Source organism: Haloarchaeobius sp. HME9146 (assembly GCF_025399835.1).
Classification (GTDB): domain Archaea; phylum Halobacteriota; class Halobacteria; order Halobacteriales; family Natrialbaceae; genus Haloarchaeobius.
Genome location: NZ_JAODVR010000001.1, coordinates 1,691,033 through 1,710,375, shown reverse-complemented (window position 1 = coordinate 1,710,375; position 19,343 = coordinate 1,691,033). Strand labels below are relative to the sequence as shown.

Genomic DNA, 19,343 nt, shown 5'->3' with positions numbered 1-19,343 from the left:
ACCCCCACTACCCTATCGGACCGTATGCACGACGACGAGGTCATCGTGGTCGGGGGCGGGCTCGCCGGGCTGGTTGCCGCCCGCCACCTGGCGGACGCCGGGGCAGCCGTCACGCTGTTCGAGCGAGAGCCAGCGGTCGGCGGCCGCGTTCGGTCGACACACGAACAGGGGTTCACGTACGACCGGGGATTCCAGGTACTGTTCACCGCCTACCCGGCGGCACAGCGCGAACTCGACTACGACGCGCTCGACCTCCGCTCGTTCACGGCCGGGGCCTGTATCTGTCGCGAGGGCCATCGGTCCATCCTCTCTGACCCGTTCCGCGACCCCGGTTCGCTGACGGAGTCCATCTTCAACCGCGACGTGACCGTCACGGACAAGCTCAACACGTTGCGACTGAAACGAGAGTTGCAGAGTCGGTCGACCGACTCGCTCTTCCAGGGACCGGACAGGTCCATCGAAGCCTACCTGAACTCGCGAGGATTCTCGCGGAAGTACCTCGAGAACTTCGCCGCGCCGTTCTACGGCGGCATCACGCTCGACCGGTCGCTGTCGACCTCGAAGCACGTGTTCGAGTACACCTTCAAGATGCTCTCGGCGGGCGAGACCGTCGTTCCGGCCGGTGGCATGGGGGCCATCTCGGACCAGCTGCGTGACCGTGCTGAAGACGCCGGCGCGACCATCCGGACCGACCGACCGGTCGAGGCTGTCGAGACCGACGGCGACGGGGCGACCGTCGACCTCGGGGGCGAGACCGTCACCGCCGACGCCGTCGTCGTCGCGACCGACCCGGCCGCCGCATCGTCACTCACCGACGTCGAGACCATCCCGACCGACGCCCACAGCTGTGTCACACAGTGGTACGCGCTCGAGGACACGGGCGACCTCGACGCTGGCAAGCGACTCATGCTCAACGCCGAGTCCGACGCCCCGAACCAGATCGTCGACCACACCATCGTTGCGCCCGAGTACGCCCCCGACGGGACGCGGCTGTTGAGTGCGACGTTCCTCGGCGAGCGAACGGAGTCGGACGAGGAACTCGCGGTGCTGGCACACGATACCCTCGCGTCGTGGTACCCCGAGCGCCAGTTCGCCAGCTTCGAACTGCGACACACCGACCGCATCGAGTTCGCGCAGTTCGAGCAACCACCGGGCTTCGCGGAGAACCTTCCAGCGGCGCGAGCGCCCGCTGGCCCCGTCTACCTCGCCGGGGACTACACGCGCTGGTCGTCCATCCAGGCCGCGCTGGAGAGCGGGAAGGTGGCGGCCGACGCGGTCCGCGAGGACCGGCAGTAGCGCTCTTCTCCGTTACAACAGTCGCCTGAACTCCCCGAGCGGCGGGAACCGGAGCGTTTCGTCGCCGGTCTCGTCACGAACGATGGGATGGAACCCATCGGGGGTCGCGACGAACGGTGTCTGGAAGTCCGACCCGCGCATCCGGTTGACCGTCATCCCTGCCGCCAGCGTCGTGAACGACGGGAGGACGAGCACGTCGCTCCCGCGATGTGCGCCCGGCCCGTACAGGAAACAGGGGTACGTCCGTCCTTCGATGTCGATGGTCGGATGGTCGTGCCCGACGACGTAGCGCGTCACTTCATCGCCGGTGCCCTCGGGTTCCTCGTGGCCGTGACAGACGACGGTCCCGTCCGGAAGCCGGTAGGAGTCGTGGACGGGCAGGTCGGTGACCCGGTCGAGTTGCGTGTCGTGGTTCCCCCGGACGAGCACCAGCTCGGCCCGGTCGGTCACCAGGTCGGTGAGCCCGTCGAGCGCATCACGAGCCGGCACGGGAACCGTCGTGAACGTGTGGAGCACGTCGCCGGCGAAGACCACCGTCTCGGGGTCGAAGCGGTCGAGCAACGCGGAGAGCCGGTCGGTCATCGCCGCGCCTTCGTTGAGGGGGAAGTCGACGCTGGACGCGTGGGCCTTGCCGAGATGGAGGTCGGAGAGAACGAGCGCGGCGGCGGCGGGGAGGTAGGCCGCCCGGTCAGCGAACCCGAGCTCAGTCGCCGCCATCGACCTTGCCGCCGTCGGCGCGAATCGCGTCGTTCAGGCCGAGGGCGTCTTCGAGGTCGTACTCCTCACCGGTCGCGACGAACAGCACCTCTTCGAGCACGCCGAGGAGTTCCGGCAGCACGTGGACCACACCCCAGGTGATTCCCACGAGCGCGAACACCGAGAGTATCTGCGAGAGGACGCTGTGTGCGAACCAGAACGAGGCGTGGCTCCGCTCGACGCCCGCGAGCGCCGCGAACTGGACGACCGGGCCCTGCAGGAACCAGCCCTTGCCGGCCGCGATGGCGACGAACACGTTCCGGATGAGGTTGAGCACCCAGATGACGCCGATGGCCAGCGCGAAGGACTTCAGCTTGCGTTTGAGCGGCGCGTCGACCGCGACGATGAGCCCGGCGAAGATGGCCATCGAGCCGATGCCCGTGCAGGCGTAGACGATGTAGGTCGCGAACTCGGAGAAGACGAACATGTTGAGGTAGCCGTACTCCGGACCGGTGGTGAACTCGGGGTTGTAGCCCAGGAGCTGGATACCCCAGTACGTCTCCCGGGCGACCTCCTCGATGAGCACCCGGCGGACGAACGGAATCGCCTGCGTCGGATGGTAGATGAGCCCCATCACGCCGACGGCCTTCGAGAGGACCACGAGGCGCTCGCGGCCCTGGAGCAGGAGGTAGCCGGTGTAGACCGAGGCGGGGACCGCAAAGAGCGCGAGCCCGCCTTCGACGAAACTACGAACCTCGAAGGCGAAGTGCGGGAAGACGGCGAGCCAGAACCCACCGAACAGGACCCACGTCCCGGCGAGCCAGTAGATGGCCAGCGTCCGGTCGTATCTGTCGAGTACCGCGCCGACGAGGAACGCCGCGATGACGACCCACGCGAGCAGGTCCGTCGCAGGCATGCCGAACACCGTCGGCAGGGCGGCGGGTAGGGGGAGCATGTACGGGAGAACGGAGAGAATGCATAAAATCTTGTTGCCATGCTGTCGCTCAGTTACCGGAGCGTTACCGCCCCTCGCTGCCGTTTTCGTCCGGACTCAGTCCGCGGCGTGCTCTTTCGCCGTGGTGTACGCCTCGCGAACTCGCCTGAACGACTCCTCGGAGCCGCCGTGGTCGGGGTGGGTCTCCATGACCCGTTCCCGGTACGCGGCCCGGACCTCGTCCGTCGACGCCGACGGTGGCAGCCCCAGCGCCCTGAAGGCCTGCGTGATGACGTCGCCCTCGTCGGGTTCGTCGACCTCCCAGTCGATCTCGGGTACCTCGAACGGGAGACGTGCCCCCAGGTGATGGCCGTGCATCTCGTGTTCGCAGAGCACTGCGTAGGTGTCGGTCTGCTGGATGCGGAAGAAGGCGTGGGCGTCGAAGGTCACCGCGACGTCTCGGGCCGGGAGGTAGAAGGCGACGGTGTCCCCCGCGACCGGATGGTCCTCGGCGTACTGCTCGCCGATGGCGTCGAGATACCAGCGGATCTCCTCGCGGCGGCGAGCCTCGCTGGACAGGTTCCGGTTGCTGTCACGCGTGTACCCGGCCGGCTCCGGAAAGAGGTACTCACCCGCCACGAACATCGTCGCGGAGAGCACCGCGAACAACGCCCCCAGCGAGAGACCGGCCAGCAACCACGACGGGAGCGTCGTCACCCATCCGAACCCGGTGTCTACCACTGGCAGTGCCACGGGGGAAGGTATGTCACGGTCGGTAAAGAGTTCGTTGGAGGAAGCGACTTCTTCGCCGACGACCTATCAGTTCGACATGGATATCGACCGCCGCTCCCGACCGGTCCCAACTGCGCCCGAGAAGACGACCGTCGAACCCGCAGAACCGACAGCCGAAACGCCAGCCACCCCGACCACCGGGACGACCCGCCAGGGCGACCGACCGCGGTCCCGGTATCTCGACCTCCGACACGTCCGCGTGCACTACGTCGCTGCCGGCGAGGCGACGGCCCCACCGGTCGTCCTCCTGCACGGTGGCGGCCTCGACGAGGCGAGCCTCTCGTGGCGACACCTCACCCCTGGCCTCGCCGACTCGCACTACGTCCTCGCACCCGACCTGCCGGGGTACGGTGCCAGCGGTCCGGCCAGCGACCAGCCCTCGCTCGCCTACTACGCGGACGTGCTCGCCGAGTTCCTCGACGAACTGTTCCTCGACCGTGTCTCCCTCGTCGGTATCTCGATGGGCGGCGGCGTCGCCCTCCAGTTCGCCACCGACCACCCCGACCAGGTGGAGAAACTCGTCCTCGTGGACAGCTACGGGCTCGGGACGAGCGTGCCTGGTGGCCGACTCGGCTACTGGTTCACCCGCGCCGAGCGCCTGAACCGCGCCATCTGGTGGGCCTTCCGCCACAGCGAGCGTCTCGGTCGGCTCTCCATCCGCAGCATGGTCGTCGACCCCGACCCGACGCTCGAAGCCGACGCAGTCGCCGCCCTTCGCCGGCCAGAGGTGGGTGCGGACTGGCGCGCGTTCCAGCGCCACGAGGTCACGCCGAACGGGCTCCGAACCGCGTTCCTCGACCGCCTCCCGACCCTCGACGTGCCGACCCTGCTCGTCCACGGGGAACGCGACCCGGTCGTCCCCGTCGACTGGGCCATCCGTGCCCACGCCCTGCTCCCGGACGCCGAGCTGTTCGTACTGCCCGGCTGTGGGCACATGCCACCCCGTGAACGTCCCGCGGCGTTCGAGGACCGGGTCCGGGCCTTCCTCGGGTGACGAGGGCGCGGTTACTTCCCCCGTTATCGTCGTCGCACCCGTATCCTCACTGATGACGCTCTCCGAACAACTCTATTCGCTGCTGCTGGTGGCCTGGCTCTCGTTCGCGCTCTACGGCCTCTTCGCGTACCAGCGCGGGACCTGGGCGTGGACCGACATCCGCGTCGGGCTCGTCGGAACCGTCCTCTGGACGGCGTACGCGGCGACCAAGCTCGTCGACGGCGTCCTCGTCCAGGGCGTGACCCTCTCGGCGGGGCTGGCGCTGCTCGCGCTCTATCTCCGAAACCAGCGCGAGAACGCGGCCGGTGCGCCGCCAGCACTGGAGGCGGCACCCGAACCGGAACCGGAGTCGACCGCGGACTGACCCGTTTTTCACCGTCATCGCGTCGCCACTCGGCGACCGTCGTCTCGCGAGAACCGAGGAGTCGCTGGAGTGACGAGGTCGGGGCCGGTGACGCCGTTACCCGATGTACCGGAGGTCGTCGTCGCTCGGCACGTTCGCCTGCTGCTGTTCCATCTCCTGGATCTTCCCGATGACCTCCTCCATCTCGTCGGCGCGCTCCTCGAGCGAGGCGTAGTCGAGGTCCATCTCGAAGCGCTCCTCGAGGACTTCGAGGACTGCCTGTGCGCTCTTGGGGTCGACGAGGTAGCCGGAGGTCTCACCCATGAGACACGCGGCGTCGAGGTCACGGCGACGGCCGAGCCCGAGCACGAGCCCGGAGACGCCGACGATGCCGCCCGCGGGTTCGTCCTCGCGGAACTCGACACCGAGGTCGGTGAGATCGTCTTTCATCTCGTCGTTCGTCGCGGCACCGAGCACCGCGTACTCCTCGATGAGTTCGCCGGTCGGGACGCCGCCGAGGGCGTACGCCTCCTCGCAGCCGAACTCCTCGGCGAGGTCGAGCACGGCGCTCGCGAGGCGGTAGTGCCCGTCGTTGCTCTGGGCCTGGTGGTCGCCGGTCAGGACGAGCAGGTCGCGCCCGTCCGTCTCGACCGCGTGGAACTCCAGATGCGTGAGTTCGGCGATGCCGTCTTCGTCCACGTCGACCTGCGGCGGCAGGTCGTGCGAGTAGACACGACGGACGAGTTCACCGTCGTGCTGGTCGAGGATGTGCTCGGCCGCGAGCTTGCCGACGTGGCCGACGCCGGGCAGTCCCTCGACGAACACCGGGTCCGAAAGCTCCGCTTCAGCGACGTGCTCGATGTCGAGTGGGTCCATACGGCCTACTCGTGTGCGGCGCGCTTAAGAGCGCGTCGGTACTCGCCGTATGGGTCCGCCGGGTCGAACGGGGCCGGCGCGCTGTTGACAGCGTCGGCTCCGCACTCGGGACAGGCGTCAGAAAGTGTGTACACCGGGCGTTCGTGGCAATCGCGCCACGCCGAACACACCCGGATGTCGGATTTCATTCGTCGTCGGACCGTCGCTCGCGGTGGTACTCGCCCGTGCCGCCGCGACTCTCGATCTCCGATTTCGCGCGTGCTGCGGCCTCCTCCAGCTCGGACTCGGCCGTCTTGTAGTTCGGAGCCTTGACCTTGATGCGGTACTCCGGCGAGCCGACGTAGGTCACGTCGAGTTCGACCTCGTCGGGCACCTCACCGTTCCCTTCGGCGGCCTTCAGCGCCTCCTTCACATCGTCGACGCCGTCCGGGTTCGGACAGCGCAGGTCGATGTAGCCGGTGACGTTCACGTACGGGACGGAGACGTTCTCGCGGGCGGTCCCCACGACCTTCTCGACCTCCTCGTCGGTCAGGTCGGTGGCTTCCAGCGCGGCCGGGCCGTGGATGGCTGCCTGCTCGAAGCCCTCGTAGAGGCTGCCGTACTCGCCGAGCAGTTCGTTCGCGACCGAAGCGTACTGCTCGTCGCTCACGTCCTCGCCGAACGCCAGCAGCATCCAGTTGTCGGCCTTCTGCTCGTTCTTCCACTCCTGGATCTTATCGGAGCGCTGGTGGTTGTTGACGTCCTTGATGGAGAGGTCTATCTGCTGGGAGTCCTCGTCGACGTCGAGTACCTTGCAGACGACGGTCTGGCCCTCACGGACGTGGTCGCGGACGTTCTTGATCCATCCGCTGGCGACCTCGCTGATGTGGACGAGGCCACGCTTGTCCTCGTACTCCTCGAGGTCGACGAAGACGCCGAAGTTCTCGATCTCGTCGACCTTGCCGACGACGAGCTCACCGGAGTCGGGCCAGCCGCTGTACTTCATCGTGATTCGACCGTCTCGATGATGTCGTGGGGAATCTCGGCCTTGCCGCCGGTCGGCGTGGCGAGCGTCGTCCCACAGACCGCACAGTTGACGACGGTCGAGGCTTTCCCGAACACGACCTGTTCGTTCTCACAATCGCTGCACTTGACGTTGTAGAAACTTCCTGCCATGGTTTACTCCTGGAACTCGAGTCGGCCCGTTCGCCATCCCTGGCGGAGGTGAGCCTTGCCGCACTCGCCGCAGCGGTACTTCAGGTCCGTCTTCTTGGTGGGCTTGTCGCCACCGGGGACCTTCGAGAAGCGACCAGCGTTACCGATGGTCTTCTTCCCTTCGCGCTGCTTGCGCTGGTCTTTCTTCATACCGGTCGTGCGACCGGTCCGGACTTTCTCCACTTCGTGCTCGTGGTGTTCGTTACAATGTGGGCAGTACGTGTTGAAGCGTCGGGGCATCTGCATAGATATCGGCCTTACGGTCGATTTGGCCACGGTCCTTTAAAACGCATTTGGTTCGGTCCGGTGAGCGCCGTGCGTGGGTTTCACTCGGTCGCCGCCGGGTCGTCGCCGTCGGGCGTCTCGGAGGACTCCCCGCCGGTTCCCTCCGGGAGCCGTCCCTGGAAGGCCTCGCCGAGCTGGTCGCGCCAGGCCTCCGTCTCTGCGAGGTCGGCCGCCAGGTCGTCGAGGCGGTCGGCCATCGAATCGAGGTCCTCGGACAGCGCGGCCGTCGACTCGTCCAGGTTGTCGTCGACGGTTTCGACCCGGGACCGCGCCGCGTCGAGGTCCGTCGCGAGGTCGTCGAGGCGACCATCCATGGTGGCCAGTCGCTCGTCTAGCTGGTCGAACCGACCATCCGCGGTCTCGAACCGGGCGTCCATCGCGTCGAGCCGGTCGTCGATTCGGTCGATGGCGTCGTCGACGCTCGCGAGGCGGTCGTCGACCGTCGTCAGTCGCCCGTCGATCGTCTTGAGTCGCTCCTCGACCGTATCCAGTCGGCTCGCGACGGTCGAGAGCTGGGCTTCCGCGGCGTCGAACCGGGCACCCACATTCGCGTGGCCGGCACTCGCCTCGTCCAGTCGGTCGGTCGCTGCCGCGAGGTCGTCGCGAACGCGCCCGATGTCCGCCTTGAGTTCGACGACGATGTCGCTCGCCGTCCCGTGTTCGTCGATGAGCGCCTCGAGCCCGTCCGCGTACGCGGCGAAGTCCTCGAGGCGTGACTGCAGGTGGCGGAACCGGACCTCGTCGCTCCGCGCGATGGCGGGCGCGATGTGGTCCCGGAGCGTGTCGAGCTGGTCGGCGTCGACCGCGCCGGAGTCGAGCGCGTCGACCAGTGCGGTCACGACCGTCTCCTCGTCGACCACCGGCGCGATGACCGGTTGCTCGTCGGTGGCGGGCTCCTGTCCGTCGCCATCGGCGAGGCCCGCCTGCGTCCGCGCGCTTGCCGGTTCGACCGGGTCGACCATGTCGATGATCGGCGCTTCGAGAACAGATTCGACCGAGGTCGGGTCGCCGCTGTGGACGACGTAGCTCGTCGTCACGGTCTCCCCCGCGTCGACGATATCGACGAGCGCGACGCGGCTCCCGCCCTCTTCCAGCAGCCAATCGCCGTGGCCCGCACCGTCGAGGTTCAGACTCTCCAGCGGGAACTCCGCCCCCAGTGGTTCGACCAGTCGAATCGCCGCGGGCCCCTCGCGTTCGGAGGTGACCTGGTAGCGGACCGTCATCCGCTTGTCCCCCGGTGCGATTCCCTTCTCGACCGTGATACCATCTTGCGAGACCGTCGTGGTGTTGCTTAGTGTCCCTGTGTGTCGCATACCCAACCCCTGATTATCGAACATTCTACCCACTGCTACTTTAATTTCACTACTGTTAGTGTCCGAACATGCTTGTGAACGAGGCTCGGTCCGCGCGTATCGGCGGCTTCGATACGCTTAATTGGACGGTGTGCAAACGCCCGGCTATGAAGCGCCTCATCATCCACGGGGACCCCGGCATCCGGAAGGACGCCATCATCAGCTACGACGGTGGGGAGGAGGTCCGTTGTTTCTCCATCAGCCGCAACGGCGAATGGCACGGCCCAGACGAGGTCCAGCTGTGGTGTGTCGTCGGTGACGAGTCGGAGAAACAGGACTTCGAGGAGCGGAACTACATCCCGCACCATCTGGAGGTCGACCGCGTCGACGCCGAGACCATCGATGTCATCAAGGCCAAGGGCGAGCTGTCAGTCTGAATCACACGGCTCTTTCTGCTGCTTCGTCGGACGCGTCCGCCGAGACCCCTGACTGGTCGACCGCGTAGACCGTCACGTCACCGAACTGCTTCGCGACCGTGATTCCGGGTGCGTCGGCCAGTCCCGACACGTCGTAGTGTTCGCGCTCGTGGGGGCCGACGTAGATGTACTGCACGTCGTACTTCGCCAGCACGGCCGCCCGGGTCACCGTGGTCTCCCGGTACACCGATTCTCCTTCGTACACCGCCGCAACGTCGGCCATGCGCTCGTCCCACCCCTCCTCGGTGTGGTAGTTCGAGGCGTGGCCCCAGCCCGCGATGGTCGGTAACCCGGTCAGACTGGACACACCACTGACGAGCGGGGTCGTTGGCCGGTTGACGCTGTAGAGGTGGATGGTGGTCGGACGCTCGACGACGACCGGGCGACCCTCCTTCTCGTCCAACCACTCGATGGCGGCGTACTGGTCCGGGTAGTTGTCCTGGGTCCACTGCTTGGCGTCCAGCGTGTTCGCGTTGTGCGCGTCGAAGTGCGAGGAGAGCGCGAGGCCGCCGTAGATGCTCGTCGAGAGCACGAGGACCGCCGCGAACACGACCGCGGCGACACGGGAGAGCCGCGCCAGGTCCGGCCCGCGCCCGGCGGCCAGGCGCTCGCCGATGCTCCAGTCGGGCCACTGGCGGGCGACCACGTCCGTCAGCATGACGCCGACCGCGGTGCCCCACAGTATCCACACCTGCATGTAGAACTTGAACACCGTGTTGAACCGACCGCTGCCGGCCCGCTCGGAGACGTAGACGAACTCCACCATCGTGACCAGCCCGACTGCAGCGACCACGAGGACCGTCTCGTAGCCGAGGTCGCGGTCGAGCCGGAGCAACAGCCAGCCGAGGACGAGCGCGGGGGTGACGACGGCGAGGACGACCGCGTCGAGGGCCCAGGCGACCCCCGCGAACACGGCGAAGCCGACGCCCGTAAGCGCCACAACACGCGTCTCCTCGTCCAGGTCGGAGACGACCGCCCCGACACCGACGAGCAGTGTCGCGCCGTAGATGCCGAGGCGCTGGACGGTCGGTCCGGTCGCGAGCGCGAGGACGACCGCGAGGCCGTACAGCACCGCACCCGGGACGAGGTCGCCGTCACGGAGCTGCGTGAGCGCGGCGACCCCGAGGAGGGCGACGACGACGGTCGGTATCGGGACCCAGCCGACCAGCGCGTTCCCCACCGCGGCCAGCGCGATGAGCGCGACCGGCGCGCCGAAGCCGAGGTCGAGTCGCCTGCCGGGGGCGATTCGCGGCGCGAAGTATGCGAGCGTCACGAGCAGGAACGCCCCGTGGACGAGCACCAGCCCCGCGAGTCCGCTGCGGTCGGGGAGGAAGGCGAGCGACTGGCCGCTCGTCGCGCCAGTGAAGAACGGGATGGCGAACAGGAAGCCGCCGACGCCGACCGCGACGCCGACGGTTCCGGCCGCGAGCAGTCGCGTGGCTTCGGCGGCGGCCGGCGACCCGTCGATAGCAGCTTCGACCCGGTCCCAGGCGCGGGCCGGGAACACGCTCGCCGGGTGTGCCCCCGCGAAGATGACTGCCAGCGTCGTGATGCCAGCCACGGAGGGGTAGCTCCACGTGTTCACGATGGCGAGCCAGCCCGCGAGCACGGGTGCGCACACGAAGAGGTACGCTCGTCGCCGCCACACCTGCCCCTGCGGGGTGAGCCAGTAGGCGAGGCCGACGGCCGCCGTGAGCAGGAGCAGGTGCGTGCTCGTCATGTGCGCGTGGAGGTCGCCGTTGAGGAACGAGAACAGCGGGAACTCGTTGATCGTGCCCGGGATGACCCGCGAGGCGGGCCAGTAGTTGAAGCTGTCCGGGCCGGAGGCGAGACTGAACTTGCTCCAGGTAGCACCGAACGCTTCGACGCTCTCCATCCCGGGCCGGTCCGGATTGGTGTCGACCGGCGTCTTCATGCTGGCCGGCAGCAGCCAGACCACGGTCCGGGCGAGCGTCGTGAGGTTGCTCGCGAACCCGACGAAGAAGACCGCCAGCGCCCCGGCCGCGAGCCGGGGCAGGTCGCGCTCGGCCGCGATGTTCCAGGCGAGCCCGAACGCACCGGTGACGAGCGCGCCGTAGAACGTCGCCAGCGAGAGGTTGTAGCTGTAGCGCGCCGCGATGCCGGTCAGGGTCGTCAGCTGCGCACTCACGAGGTGGCCGCCGTAGTAGTACTGGACGCGGTCACCGGCGTACCAGAAGTCCTCCGGGGGGAGGCTGTTGGCCCGGACGAGCGTCTTCAGGAGGCCGAAGTCGAGGTACTTCTCGCCGCCGCCGGCGACGACCGCCGGCTGGGCGTTCCGGATGAGGACGACGAGTCCGAACCCGATGGTGAACACGGCGAAGCCCACCCCGACCTGCCGCCAGTCAGGGTCGATTCCGCGCGAGAACGCGTACGCGGACCCGCCACCGAGGACGAGCAGCGTCGCGACGATGCCGGGCCAGCCGAACGCGACCTGTCCGACCCAGTAGCTCGTGACGCCGAGGACTGCGAGGGCGAGCGGGAGGGCGAGGGTTCCACCGCGGTCGGAGAGGGGCGAGAAGACGAGCGCGGAGAGCGGGGCGGCGACGACGGTCAAACCGACCATCATCGCGAGCCAGAGGACGACCAGCCCAATTTCCATACCGGTGATACGAGTGGTCGTCGGGTAAGGGCTTTTCCCTTCGACCCACCGGCTGGAAGCGAACCCTTTTACTCCCCGCGGCGACCCTTCACGAAGTAATGCAACGGTCAGTCGGAGTCGTCGTCCCCGCCTACGACCCCGTTGTCGACAGACTCGTCGACTACCTGTCCGCCCTCGATGACCGACTGGACCCCGAGACTCTCCTCGTGGAACTCGACGCGCCCGATAGCGAGACGCTCGCGGCGCTCGAAGACGCCCCCTGCACCGTCCACGCTGTGGACGCCCGCCGTGGCAAAGGGGCGGCCATCACCTGCGGCTTCGAGCACCTCGACACCGACGTGCTCGCCTTCGCCGACGCCGACGGCGCGACCCCCGCGGACTCCATCGCGGACGTGGTCGAGCCCGTCGTAGACGAGCGCGCTGCCCTCTCGGTCGGCTCCAGACGCCATCCCGACGCGGACGTCCGGTCGCACCAGACGGTCGCCCGCCGCTACCTCGGCGACGGGTTCGCGTTCCTCGCCCGGACCTTCCTCAACGTCGACCTGTACGACTTCCAGTGCGGCGCGAAGGCCATCGACCGCGAGGCCTGGCAGCAGGTCCGCGGCCACCTCTACGAGGCCGGCTTCGCGTGGGACCTCGAACTCATCGCGATGACGAACGCCCGGGGCTACCGCGTCGCGGAGGTCCCGGTCATCTGGGAGGACCAGCCAGAATCGACCGTCTCGCCCGTCGGGACGACCATCGAACTCGCGCTCTCGCTCGTGAAATCGCGCCACCGCGCCAAACGGCTCACCGGGAACCGACTCCACTCGTTCATCTCGAACCGTCGCTCGAACACCAACCCGCTGGTCGACCGCCTCGCCAGGGAGTCCGATGAGTGACGACACCGGCCTCCGGGACACCGTCGACGACCACGTCGACTCGCTGACCTCCGGCGTCCGCTTCGGAAAGTTCGCCTCGGTCGGGGTGGTCGGCGCGATGTTCGACGTGACCACCGCGACCATCCTCAGCGAACTCGGCGTGTTCCCCGAACTCGCCGTCTTCGTCGGCATCGAGGTCGCCGTCGTCGTCATGTTCCTGCTCAACGACAACTGGACGTTCTCCGAGCAGGGCGCAGGCGGTATCCTCCCGACCCTCAAGCGACTCGCCCGGTCGAACGTCGTCCGGGCCGGCGGCATCCTCGTCCAGCTGGGCACCTTCTGGGTCGTGTTCCGGGTCATCGCGCTGGACCTCGACCTCCTCGGTATCGACGCCTGGTTCGTCTTCGCGAAGGTCACCGGCATCGGCGTCGGCATGCTCGTGAACTACGTCGCCGAGAGCCTGTTCACCTGGCGCGTCCAGCACGACTGAGTGGGGGTTAATTTTCGCCCCGAGACGCCTGGAAATCGCCACCGAGCGACAGGGAGAAACTCACACACGGCGTCCTAATCACAACCCTTAACTAGTGCACCGGGTTATGCAGAAGTAGCGGGATGGGATAGCCAGGAGATTCCGGCGGGCTCATAACCCGCAGATCGGTAGTTCAAATCTACCTCCCGCTACTTTTGCGACGAACAACGGCGAGGAGCGAAGCGACGAGTCCATGAGTCGCAAAGTCGGTCACGGTAGATTGAACTCACGAACGAAGCGGAGCGGAGTGAGGTAGTTCAAATCTACCTCCCGCTATTTCTGCCGAACTCAATCGACGAGCGAGACGTAGGCGAGCGAGTCGCGAGTTCGGCGAAATAGAACTGTGGTCGTTTGAACCAGCGAGCGGTGCGCGGTTCGGAGCGTAGCGAGAACCGCGACGCGAACGGTGAAACCGTGAGCGAAGCGAGTGAGGTTCAAATCTACCTCCTGCCACAGACCCAGACCAACAGCCCGAGATTTTTCACCGAACCGACCGAAGAGAGCCACATGGAACGCCACCGCCTGAAGACGATGCTCGGGCTGGCGATGGTACTCCTCGGCATCGTCCAGGCAGCTCTCTTCGCGAGTCAGAGCGAGTGGGTCCCGACCGGGTTCGGTCTCCTCTACTCCACCATCGGTATCGTCTACCTATGGGTGGAGGTGTACGCTGTCGAGTAGCCCACGGCTGGCCTCGAACCCTCACGAATGTCGCTGGCGGAATCGACCTCCAACTCATAACCCTTATCCGTGGGACGGGAATATGCAGAAGTAGCGGGATGGGATAGCCAGGAGATTCCGGCGGGCTCATAACCCGCAGATCGGTAGTTCAAATCTACCTCCCGCTATTTTTCAGAATTCAATTGGTGAGTGAGACGTAGTCGAACGAACCCTGAATTCTGAAAATAGAACTGTGGTAGTTTGAACCAGACCGAGGTTCTGTGCGAAGCACAGGTTCTCGGGCGAGGTTCAAATCTACCTCCCGCTACTATTGCGACGAACAACGACGAGGAGCGAAGCGACGAGTCCATGAGTCGCGAAGTCGGTCACGGTAGATTGAACTCACGGACGAAGCGGAGCGGAGTGAGGTAGTTCAAATCTACCTCCCGCCATCCTCGAACACCGGCGAGAACCGAAAGTCAACGCCCCCGTTCTGGCCCTGACTCAGTCCTCGCGTTCATCCAGTACCGCCTCGACCGCCCCAGTTCCGTCCTCGACGAACCCGCCGTGGTAGCAGAGGGTTCGCTCGAAGGAGAACTCCGAGAGCGTCTCGATGGAGTCGACTGCGAGGTCTTCGTCGAGTGGTACTCGGGGGCCATCGATGTCACCGTCGGGAGCGTGAAGGGCGTCGGCCGAGAGGAGCAGTGACGCCTCTTCGAAGTAGAGTGAGATGTGACCGGGGGCGTGTCCGGGCGTGAACACGACCTCCATCGGCCCGGCAGTCGTCCCGAATCGGTCGCCGTCGGAGAGTTCGACGTCGACCGGGACCGGCGGGTATCTCTCGTCTTCGAGCTTGATGGGGTGCTCCCGGCCGTCGACGTAGGGGGCGCACTCGCGGTGGGCGAAGACGACGGGGTCGGCACGCTCGATGACTGCCGTGAGACCGCCGACGTGGTCGACGTCCTGGTGCGTCAGGAGCACTGCCCAGATGTCGTCCCAGTCGAACCCGGCTGAATCGAGCGCCGCATCGAGCTTGTCGACGGTCGGTGGCAGCCCCGTGTCGACGAGGATGAGGCCGCGCTCCGTCTCGACCGCGGCTGGGTTGATGGTGAGCTCCTGGTCCTGCACCTCGAGTGTCAACGGCAAGGCGTGGACGCCCTCTGTTATTTTCACAGTTGAACGATTGGGTAACAGACATTTAAACAGACATGATTTGTGCTAGCTTTCGACACATACACAACCGTCGAAAAACGACGTGAAGGCGGTCAGTCGTCCGCCGAGACTTCGGCCTCGGCCATGGTCTCCCCCTCGACGAGGTGGCAGGCGGCCGTATGATTATCTCCGACGCGCTCCGTCACTGGCGTGTCCTGCGCGCAGGGTGTCCAGAACGAATCCGCGAGCAGCTCGGTCGCGGCGTCGGTGTTCTCCGCGAGTACGAGGTCGATAGCGTTCGAGAGCGTCGCCTCGGCGTCGGCCTCGGCGAGTTCACCGGGCAGGTCGAACTCGGCGCGGAGCGCACGCCGAAGGTCGTCCTGTGAGAGCGCGTCCTCTGAGTCACTCCCGGACCGGGCGAGTGCCAGCTCGACCACGCCGTCGCGGTCGATGCCGCCGTTCTCGACCTGCTGGCGGAAGTCGAGGACGCGACGCCACTCCTCCTGCGGGAAGTCGACCTCGTCCGGCTGGATGACGACCGGGCAGCGGGTGTGGAACCGGCAGCCCGATGGTGGGTTCTCGGGGCTGGGCACGTCGCCGGTGAGCTCCATCCCGAGGCCGCGTTTTCGCGGGTCAGGTTCGGGGATGGAGCCGAGCAGCGCCTTCGTGTAGGGGTGCTGTGGGTTCTGGAACAGCTCCTCCGTGGGGGCGACCTCGACGATCTCGCCGAGGTACATCACGGCGACACGGTCACAGATTTCGCGGATGACGCCCATGTCGTGGCTGATGAACAGCATCGAGAGCCCGAACCGGTCCTGCAGGTCGCGCATCAAGGACAGAATCTCGGCCTGGATGGACACGTCGAGTGCCGAGACCGGCTCGTCGGCCACGACGAACTCGGGGTTGACCACGAGCGCGCGGGCGAGCGCGATGCGCTGTTTCTGGCCGCCCGAGAACTCGTGGGGGTAGCGGTCGAAGTCCGACGCAGCGAGGCCCACCCGGTCGAGCAGGTCCTCGACGATGGCGCGCCGGCGGTCGGGGTCGTCCATCCCGTGGACGATGAGCGGTTCCGCGACCGACTCTCCGACGGACATCCGGGGGTCGAACGAGCTCGTCGGGTCCTGGAATATCATCTGCCCGGACCGCCGGAACCGCTTCAGCTGGGTGTCCGAGAAGCCGAGTACGTCCCGGTCGTCGCGGTCAACATCCGAGTGACGCCGACCCGAGCCGAAGAGCCCGGCGAGCGAGGAGCGCCCGCCGTCGTCACTGGGAACGTCGCCGTGGAACAGCACCTCGCCGTCGGTCGGTTCCTCCAGTCGGAGGAGTGAGGTCGCTGCCGTGGATTTCCCACAGCCGGATTCGCCGACGAGGCCGAGAGTCTCCCCACGGTAGAGCGTGAAGTCGATACCGTCGACCGCCTTCACGCGACCGACCTCGCGGCGCAGGAGTCCCTTGGTGATGGGGTAGTGTTTCTTCAGGCCGCGGACGGTCAGCAGGGGGTCGCGCTCTCGTTTCTGGTGCTGTCGGTCGCTCATCGTGTGTCACCTCGGCTGGTCTCGGACTCGCCGTCCACCGCATCGTCGACCTCGGTTCCACCGTCGGTCCGGCCGGTTCCCCAGCCGGCGTTCGCGTCGTCGCTCCAGCCCTCTGTCTCGGCCGCTTCACTGGAGCCGTTCCGGACGGTGCTGGCGTCGTAGCCAGCCTGGTAGTAGACGCAGGCGGCCTCGTGAGTCGTGCTGCCGTCGGCGACGGGGACGAGCGGCGGGTGGTCGCCCTCCCTGCAGGCGTCGATGGCGTGCGGGCACCGGTTCGCGAAGCGACACCCGTCGGGTGGCTGCTTCGGGTCCGGCAGGGTCCCCGGAATGCCCTCTGCGCCGGTTCGCCGGCCGGGGAGGCAGTCGAGCAGCGCCTTGGTGTAGGGGTGGGACGGGTTCTCGAATATCTCGTACACGTCGCCGGTCTCCATCACCTTCCCGGCGTACATCACGACGACGCGGTCGGCGACCTCCGCGACGACGCCGAGGTCGTGCGTGATGAGCAACATCGCCATCCCGTACTCGTCCTGCAGGTCCCGCAGCAGGCGGAGAATCTGTGCCTGGATGGTCACGTCGAGCGCGGTCGTCGGCTCGTCCGCGATGAGCAGGTCCGGGTTCGCGGCGATGGCCATCGCGATGACGACGCGCTGTTTCTGCCCGCCGGAGAACTCGTGGGGGTAGTCGTCGATGCGCTCGCCAGCCGTCGGGATGCCGACCCGGTCGAGCAGGTCGATGGCTCGCGTCCGCGCGGCCGCTTTCGAAACGTCCTCGTGGAGTCGAATCGCCTCGATTATCTGCCGACCGACGGTGTATACCGGGTTCAGCGACCCCTGCGGGTTCTGGAACACGTGGGCGATGCGGTCCCCGCGAAGCTGGCGGAGTCGCTTCTTCGGAATCCGGGAGAGGTCGTCGCCCTCGAAACTGACCCGGGCCGCCTCGACGCTCCCCGGTGGCTCACGGACGAGTCGCGTGATGGACTCGCTGGTCACCGTCTTCCCGGAGCCGGACTCACCGACGATACAGACCGTCTCGCCGCGGTCGACGTCGAAGGAGACCCCGTCGACTGCATGGACTGTCCCGCCGTCGGTGTCGAAGGTGACCGAGAGGTCACGGACCTCGAGCAGCGACATCAGGCACCACCTCGCGGGTCCAGCACGTCACGAAGGGCGTCTCCCAGCACGCTGAACGAGAGCACCGTCACGGCGAGGAAGACGACCGGGATGGTCGACATCCACCAGCCGTCGGGGAGGAACTTCAGCGAGATGTTGACTGTCTCGCCCCACGAGATGAGCATGATGTCGTTGAGGTTCAGGAAGGCGATGGCTGCCTCCGCGAGGACGAGCTGTGGAATCTGGCGTGTCACCGACGTGAGGACGGTGTTCGAGACGTTCGGGAGGACGTGGTGGAACATGATTCGGGTCTTGCCGGCACCGGCGCTCTCTGCCGCGGTGATGTAGTCCTCCTCGCGGCGCTGGAGCACTTCGGAGCGCACGAGGCGGGCCGCCCCACCCCACGAGAGCAGACCGAAGACGAGGACGAGGACGAACAGGCTGCGCCCGAACACGTGGACCGTGATCATGTAGACCACGATGGCGGGCACCGTCTGCTGGATGTCGACGTAACTCATGAGCAGGTCGTCGACGATGCCACCGACGTAGCCCGCGACCGTGCCGGTCAGCGTCGCGAGCGGGACGATGAGCACCGACGAGATGAGCGCGACCTGGAGGGCGATGCGCATCCCGTCGAACACGAGTTTGACCATGCTCTTGCCCCAGCGGTTCGTGCCGAGCGGCTCCGCCCAGGTTCCGTAACAGCCACCGGAGACGGCCGCGGCCCCCTCGCAGGTCGTGGCGACCACGCCGGTCGCCAGCGGGTCGAACCCGAGGAAGCCGTAGAGGACCGTCTGAACCACTGCGAAGCCGGCGACGAACAGGACCGCGAACGCGCCCCCGACCACCGCGAGCCCCCGGAGCGTCTCGCTGCCCAGCCTGAAGTCGGCCCGGGCTGCCCAGACCGCGACCGCGACGACCCCGGCGAGAACACCGGCACCGGCCGCGACCGTCAGTGGGGCGAACGGGAAGACCGAGAACAGGACGGCCAGTGGCGTCGAGACGAGGAGCGAGACCAGCCCGAACCGGGCGATTGCCCCTGTTATCGGCGCAACGCCTGCCAGTTCACGGTCACGGTCGAACTTCGCCAGCAACACCCAGCTCCCGAGCAGCGTCACGCCGAGGAGGACGAGCAGCGTGAACAGGTCGATGCGACCGAGCGGGGTCGCGAACGACACCGGGGGCCGGGAGGTCTTCGAGACGTTCGTCGAGGGGCGACCGACGATTATGGTGCCGACCACACCGAACACGAAGAAACAGACGAGGTACCCGAGCGCGAACGTCGCCGACTTGTTCTTGCGGAGTTCGGCCGCATATCGCTTCGTCCGCGCCATATCGTCGACGAGCGGGGCGAGGATGTAGAAGCCGAACACGAGCAACGAGAGCATGAACACCCAGTCGATGCCGCGGACGTCCCAGGTGAAGGGGTCCTGTATCCCCTGTTGTAGCCCGACGTTGTGGAAGAGTGGGTCGGGGGCGGCCACGAACACGTCGTACAACAGAAGCAGGAGAATCGCGGCGACGCTCAGCAGGAACAGCCAGCTACGGCGGGTCAGGACCCCGCCTGTCGGTTCGACCGCGTCCCAGTCGATGGTCTCGAACTGGGCGCGGTCGGTCCCGCTACGTGTCGCCATCTGTCTGCACCTCCGATGTCGAGGAACCAGGGCGGACCGTCATTCGTGACCCAGACATATTGCCCGAAC

The 19,343-nt window shown here is 66.8% G+C and carries 21 protein-coding genes and 2 tRNA genes; 9 read left to right on the top strand and 14 right to left on the bottom strand.

Going from position 1 to position 19,343, the window contains the following annotated elements; genetic code table 11:
* Nucleotides 1-24: 24 nt before the first annotated feature.
* On the top strand, nucleotides 25-1,296 hold the full coding sequence (locus N6C22_RS08815) for an NAD(P)/FAD-dependent oxidoreductase (protein WP_261650729.1): 1,272 nt from the start codon (nucleotides 25-27) through the stop codon (nucleotides 1,294-1,296).
* A gap of 12 nt (nucleotides 1,297-1,308) precedes the next feature.
* Here N6C22_RS08815 and N6C22_RS08810 read toward each other — a convergent pair whose 3' ends face one another.
* From N6C22_RS08810 to N6C22_RS08800, 3 genes are all read right to left on the bottom strand, one after another.
* On the bottom strand, nucleotides 1,309-2,013 hold the full coding sequence (locus N6C22_RS08810) for a metallophosphoesterase (RefSeq protein ID WP_261650728.1): 705 nt from the start codon (nucleotides 2,011-2,013) through the stop codon (nucleotides 1,309-1,311).
* Nucleotides 2,000-2,947, bottom strand: coding sequence for an archaeosortase A (gene artA / locus N6C22_RS08805; protein ID WP_261650727.1), 948 nt, complete (start codon nucleotides 2,945-2,947; stop codon nucleotides 2,000-2,002). The genes N6C22_RS08810 and artA overlap by 14 nt, the downstream gene beginning before the upstream one ends.
* 96 nt (nucleotides 2,948-3,043) lie before the next feature.
* The gene (locus N6C22_RS08800) at nucleotides 3,044-3,679 is read right to left on the bottom strand and encodes a J domain-containing protein (RefSeq protein WP_261650726.1); all 636 of its coding nucleotides are present in this window, start codon (nucleotides 3,677-3,679) and stop codon (nucleotides 3,044-3,046) included.
* A gap of 76 nt (nucleotides 3,680-3,755) precedes the next feature.
* On the opposite strand from N6C22_RS08800, the gene N6C22_RS08795 reads away from it, so the two are divergent.
* Both N6C22_RS08795 and N6C22_RS08790 read left to right on the top strand, forming a co-directional pair.
* Nucleotides 3,756-4,712, top strand: coding sequence for an alpha/beta fold hydrolase (locus N6C22_RS08795; RefSeq protein WP_261650725.1), 957 nt, complete (start codon nucleotides 3,756-3,758; stop codon nucleotides 4,710-4,712).
* Nucleotides 4,713-4,764: 52 nt separating this feature from the next.
* Entirely contained in the window at nucleotides 4,765-5,076 is a 312-nt protein-coding gene (locus N6C22_RS08790) for a hypothetical protein (protein ID WP_261650724.1), read from the top strand.
* Between the two features lie 96 nt (nucleotides 5,077-5,172).
* On the opposite strand, the gene N6C22_RS08785 is transcribed toward N6C22_RS08790, so the two are convergent.
* The 6 genes from N6C22_RS08785 to N6C22_RS08760 form a co-directional block, all read right to left on the bottom strand.
* Entirely contained in the window at nucleotides 5,173-5,931 is a 759-nt protein-coding gene (locus N6C22_RS08785; RefSeq protein WP_261650723.1) for a proteasome assembly chaperone family protein, read from the bottom strand.
* Between the two features lie 5 nt (nucleotides 5,932-5,936).
* Entirely contained in the window at nucleotides 5,937-6,119 is a 183-nt protein-coding gene (locus tag N6C22_RS08780; RefSeq protein WP_261650722.1) for an RNA-protein complex protein Nop10, read from the bottom strand.
* Nucleotides 6,116-6,916: a translation initiation factor IF-2 subunit alpha gene (locus N6C22_RS08775; RefSeq protein ID WP_261650721.1), complete on the bottom strand. Its 801-nt coding sequence runs from the start codon at nucleotides 6,914-6,916 to the stop codon at nucleotides 6,116-6,118. The genes N6C22_RS08780 and N6C22_RS08775 overlap by 4 nt, the downstream gene beginning before the upstream one ends.
* Nucleotides 6,913-7,086 carry a 30S ribosomal protein S27e gene (locus N6C22_RS08770; protein WP_261650720.1) on the bottom strand — a complete coding sequence of 58 codons (174 nt, stop codon included), beginning with the start codon at nucleotides 7,084-7,086 and terminating at the stop codon, nucleotides 6,913-6,915. The genes N6C22_RS08775 and N6C22_RS08770 overlap by 4 nt, the downstream gene beginning before the upstream one ends.
* Nucleotides 7,087-7,089: 3 nt before the next feature.
* The gene (locus N6C22_RS08765; protein WP_261650719.1) at nucleotides 7,090-7,371 is read right to left on the bottom strand and encodes a 50S ribosomal protein L44e; all 282 of its coding nucleotides are present in this window, start codon (nucleotides 7,369-7,371) and stop codon (nucleotides 7,090-7,092) included.
* Nucleotides 7,372-7,451: 80 nt separating this feature from the next.
* A complete protein-coding gene (locus N6C22_RS08760) occupies nucleotides 7,452-8,723 on the bottom strand; it encodes a hypothetical protein (protein ID WP_261650718.1) in 1,272 nt (423 codons plus the stop codon).
* 146 nt (nucleotides 8,724-8,869) lie between these two features.
* On the opposite strand from N6C22_RS08760, the gene N6C22_RS08755 reads away from it, so the two are divergent.
* Entirely contained in the window at nucleotides 8,870-9,139 is a 270-nt protein-coding gene (locus N6C22_RS08755) for an HAH_0734 family protein (RefSeq protein WP_261650717.1), read from the top strand.
* 1 nt (nucleotide 9,140) lies between these two features.
* Here N6C22_RS08755 and N6C22_RS08750 read toward each other — a convergent pair whose 3' ends face one another.
* Nucleotides 9,141-11,798, bottom strand: a complete 2,658-nt coding sequence (locus tag N6C22_RS08750) for a DUF2298 domain-containing protein (protein ID WP_261650716.1) — start codon at nucleotides 11,796-11,798, stop codon at nucleotides 9,141-9,143.
* Between the two features lie 98 nt (nucleotides 11,799-11,896).
* Between N6C22_RS08750 and N6C22_RS08745 the strand changes: the two genes are divergently transcribed.
* From N6C22_RS08745 to N6C22_RS08725, 5 genes are all read left to right on the top strand, one after another.
* Complete coding sequence (locus N6C22_RS08745) at nucleotides 11,897-12,679, top strand: glycosyltransferase (protein WP_261650715.1); 783 nt, start codon at nucleotides 11,897-11,899, stop codon at nucleotides 12,677-12,679.
* Entirely contained in the window at nucleotides 12,672-13,148 is a 477-nt protein-coding gene (locus N6C22_RS08740; RefSeq protein WP_261650714.1) for a GtrA family protein, read from the top strand. The genes N6C22_RS08745 and N6C22_RS08740 overlap by 8 nt, the downstream gene beginning before the upstream one ends.
* A 116-nt stretch (nucleotides 13,149-13,264) precedes the next feature.
* Nucleotides 13,265-13,339, top strand: a tRNA-Met gene (locus tag N6C22_RS08735).
* A 355-nt stretch (nucleotides 13,340-13,694) separates the two neighbouring features.
* The gene (locus tag N6C22_RS08730) at nucleotides 13,695-13,865 is read left to right on the top strand and encodes a hypothetical protein (protein WP_261650713.1); all 171 of its coding nucleotides are present in this window, start codon (nucleotides 13,695-13,697) and stop codon (nucleotides 13,863-13,865) included.
* Between the two features lie 92 nt (nucleotides 13,866-13,957).
* Nucleotides 13,958-14,032 (top strand) — tRNA-Met (locus N6C22_RS08725).
* Between the two features lie 316 nt (nucleotides 14,033-14,348).
* Here the strand turns inward: N6C22_RS08725 and N6C22_RS08720 are convergent.
* The 4 genes from N6C22_RS08720 to N6C22_RS08705 all read right to left on the bottom strand — a co-directional run bounded on the left by N6C22_RS08720 (nucleotide 14,349) and on the right by N6C22_RS08705 (nucleotide 19,274).
* On the bottom strand, nucleotides 14,349-15,017 hold the full coding sequence (locus tag N6C22_RS08720; RefSeq protein ID WP_261650712.1) for an MBL fold metallo-hydrolase: 669 nt from the start codon (nucleotides 15,015-15,017) through the stop codon (nucleotides 14,349-14,351).
* Between the two features lie 92 nt (nucleotides 15,018-15,109).
* On the bottom strand, nucleotides 15,110-16,531 hold the full coding sequence (locus N6C22_RS08715) for an ABC transporter ATP-binding protein (RefSeq protein ID WP_261650711.1): 1,422 nt from the start codon (nucleotides 16,529-16,531) through the stop codon (nucleotides 15,110-15,112).
* On the bottom strand, nucleotides 16,528-17,661 hold the full coding sequence (locus tag N6C22_RS08710) for an ABC transporter ATP-binding protein (RefSeq protein WP_261650710.1): 1,134 nt from the start codon (nucleotides 17,659-17,661) through the stop codon (nucleotides 16,528-16,530). Before N6C22_RS08710 ends, N6C22_RS08715 begins: the two co-directional genes overlap by 4 nt.
* On the bottom strand, nucleotides 17,661-19,274 hold the full coding sequence (locus N6C22_RS08705) for an ABC transporter permease (protein WP_261650709.1): 1,614 nt from the start codon (nucleotides 19,272-19,274) through the stop codon (nucleotides 17,661-17,663). The genes N6C22_RS08710 and N6C22_RS08705 overlap by 1 nt, the downstream gene beginning before the upstream one ends.
* Between the last annotated feature and the right edge of the window lie 69 nt (nucleotides 19,275-19,343).

Coding starts and splice junctions, on each gene's coding strand:
- N6C22_RS08780 (WP_261650722.1), bottom strand. CDS start 6,119: ATGAAATCCGACATCCGGGTGTGTTCGGCGTGGCGCGATTGCCACGAA.
- N6C22_RS08730 (WP_261650713.1), top strand. CDS start 13,695: ATGGAACGCCACCGCCTGAAGACGATGCTCGGGCTGGCGATGGTACTC.
- N6C22_RS08745 (WP_261650715.1), top strand. CDS start 11,897: ATGCAACGGTCAGTCGGAGTCGTCGTCCCCGCCTACGACCCCGTTGTC.
- N6C22_RS08740 (WP_261650714.1), top strand. CDS start 12,672: ATGAGTGACGACACCGGCCTCCGGGACACCGTCGACGACCACGTCGAC.
- N6C22_RS08705 (WP_261650709.1), bottom strand. CDS start 19,274: ATGGCGACACGTAGCGGGACCGACCGCGCCCAGTTCGAGACCATCGAC.
- artA (WP_261650727.1), bottom strand. CDS start 2,947: ATGCTCCCCCTACCCGCCGCCCTGCCGACGGTGTTCGGCATGCCTGCG.
- N6C22_RS08750 (WP_261650716.1), bottom strand. CDS start 11,798: ATGGAAATTGGGCTGGTCGTCCTCTGGCTCGCGATGATGGTCGGTTTG.
- N6C22_RS08760 (WP_261650718.1), bottom strand. CDS start 8,723: ATGCGACACACAGGGACACTAAGCAACACCACGACGGTCTCGCAAGAT.
- N6C22_RS08810 (WP_261650728.1), bottom strand. CDS start 2,013: ATGGCGGCGACTGAGCTCGGGTTCGCTGACCGGGCGGCCTACCTCCCC.
- N6C22_RS08765 (WP_261650719.1), bottom strand. CDS start 7,371: ATGCAGATGCCCCGACGCTTCAACACGTACTGCCCACATTGTAACGAA.
- N6C22_RS08715 (WP_261650711.1), bottom strand. CDS start 16,531: ATGAGCGACCGACAGCACCAGAAACGAGAGCGCGACCCCCTGCTGACC.
- N6C22_RS08790 (WP_261650724.1), top strand. CDS start 4,765: ATGACGCTCTCCGAACAACTCTATTCGCTGCTGCTGGTGGCCTGGCTC.
- N6C22_RS08775 (WP_261650721.1), bottom strand. CDS start 6,916: ATGAAGTACAGCGGCTGGCCCGACTCCGGTGAGCTCGTCGTCGGCAAG.
- N6C22_RS08710 (WP_261650710.1), bottom strand. CDS start 17,661: ATGTCGCTGCTCGAGGTCCGTGACCTCTCGGTCACCTTCGACACCGAC.
- N6C22_RS08795 (WP_261650725.1), top strand. CDS start 3,756: ATGGATATCGACCGCCGCTCCCGACCGGTCCCAACTGCGCCCGAGAAG.
- N6C22_RS08785 (WP_261650723.1), bottom strand. CDS start 5,931: ATGGACCCACTCGACATCGAGCACGTCGCTGAAGCGGAGCTTTCGGAC.
- N6C22_RS08770 (WP_261650720.1), bottom strand. CDS start 7,086: ATGGCAGGAAGTTTCTACAACGTCAAGTGCAGCGATTGTGAGAACGAA.
- N6C22_RS08755 (WP_261650717.1), top strand. CDS start 8,870: ATGAAGCGCCTCATCATCCACGGGGACCCCGGCATCCGGAAGGACGCC.
- N6C22_RS08815 (WP_261650729.1), top strand. CDS start 25: ATGCACGACGACGAGGTCATCGTGGTCGGGGGCGGGCTCGCCGGGCTG.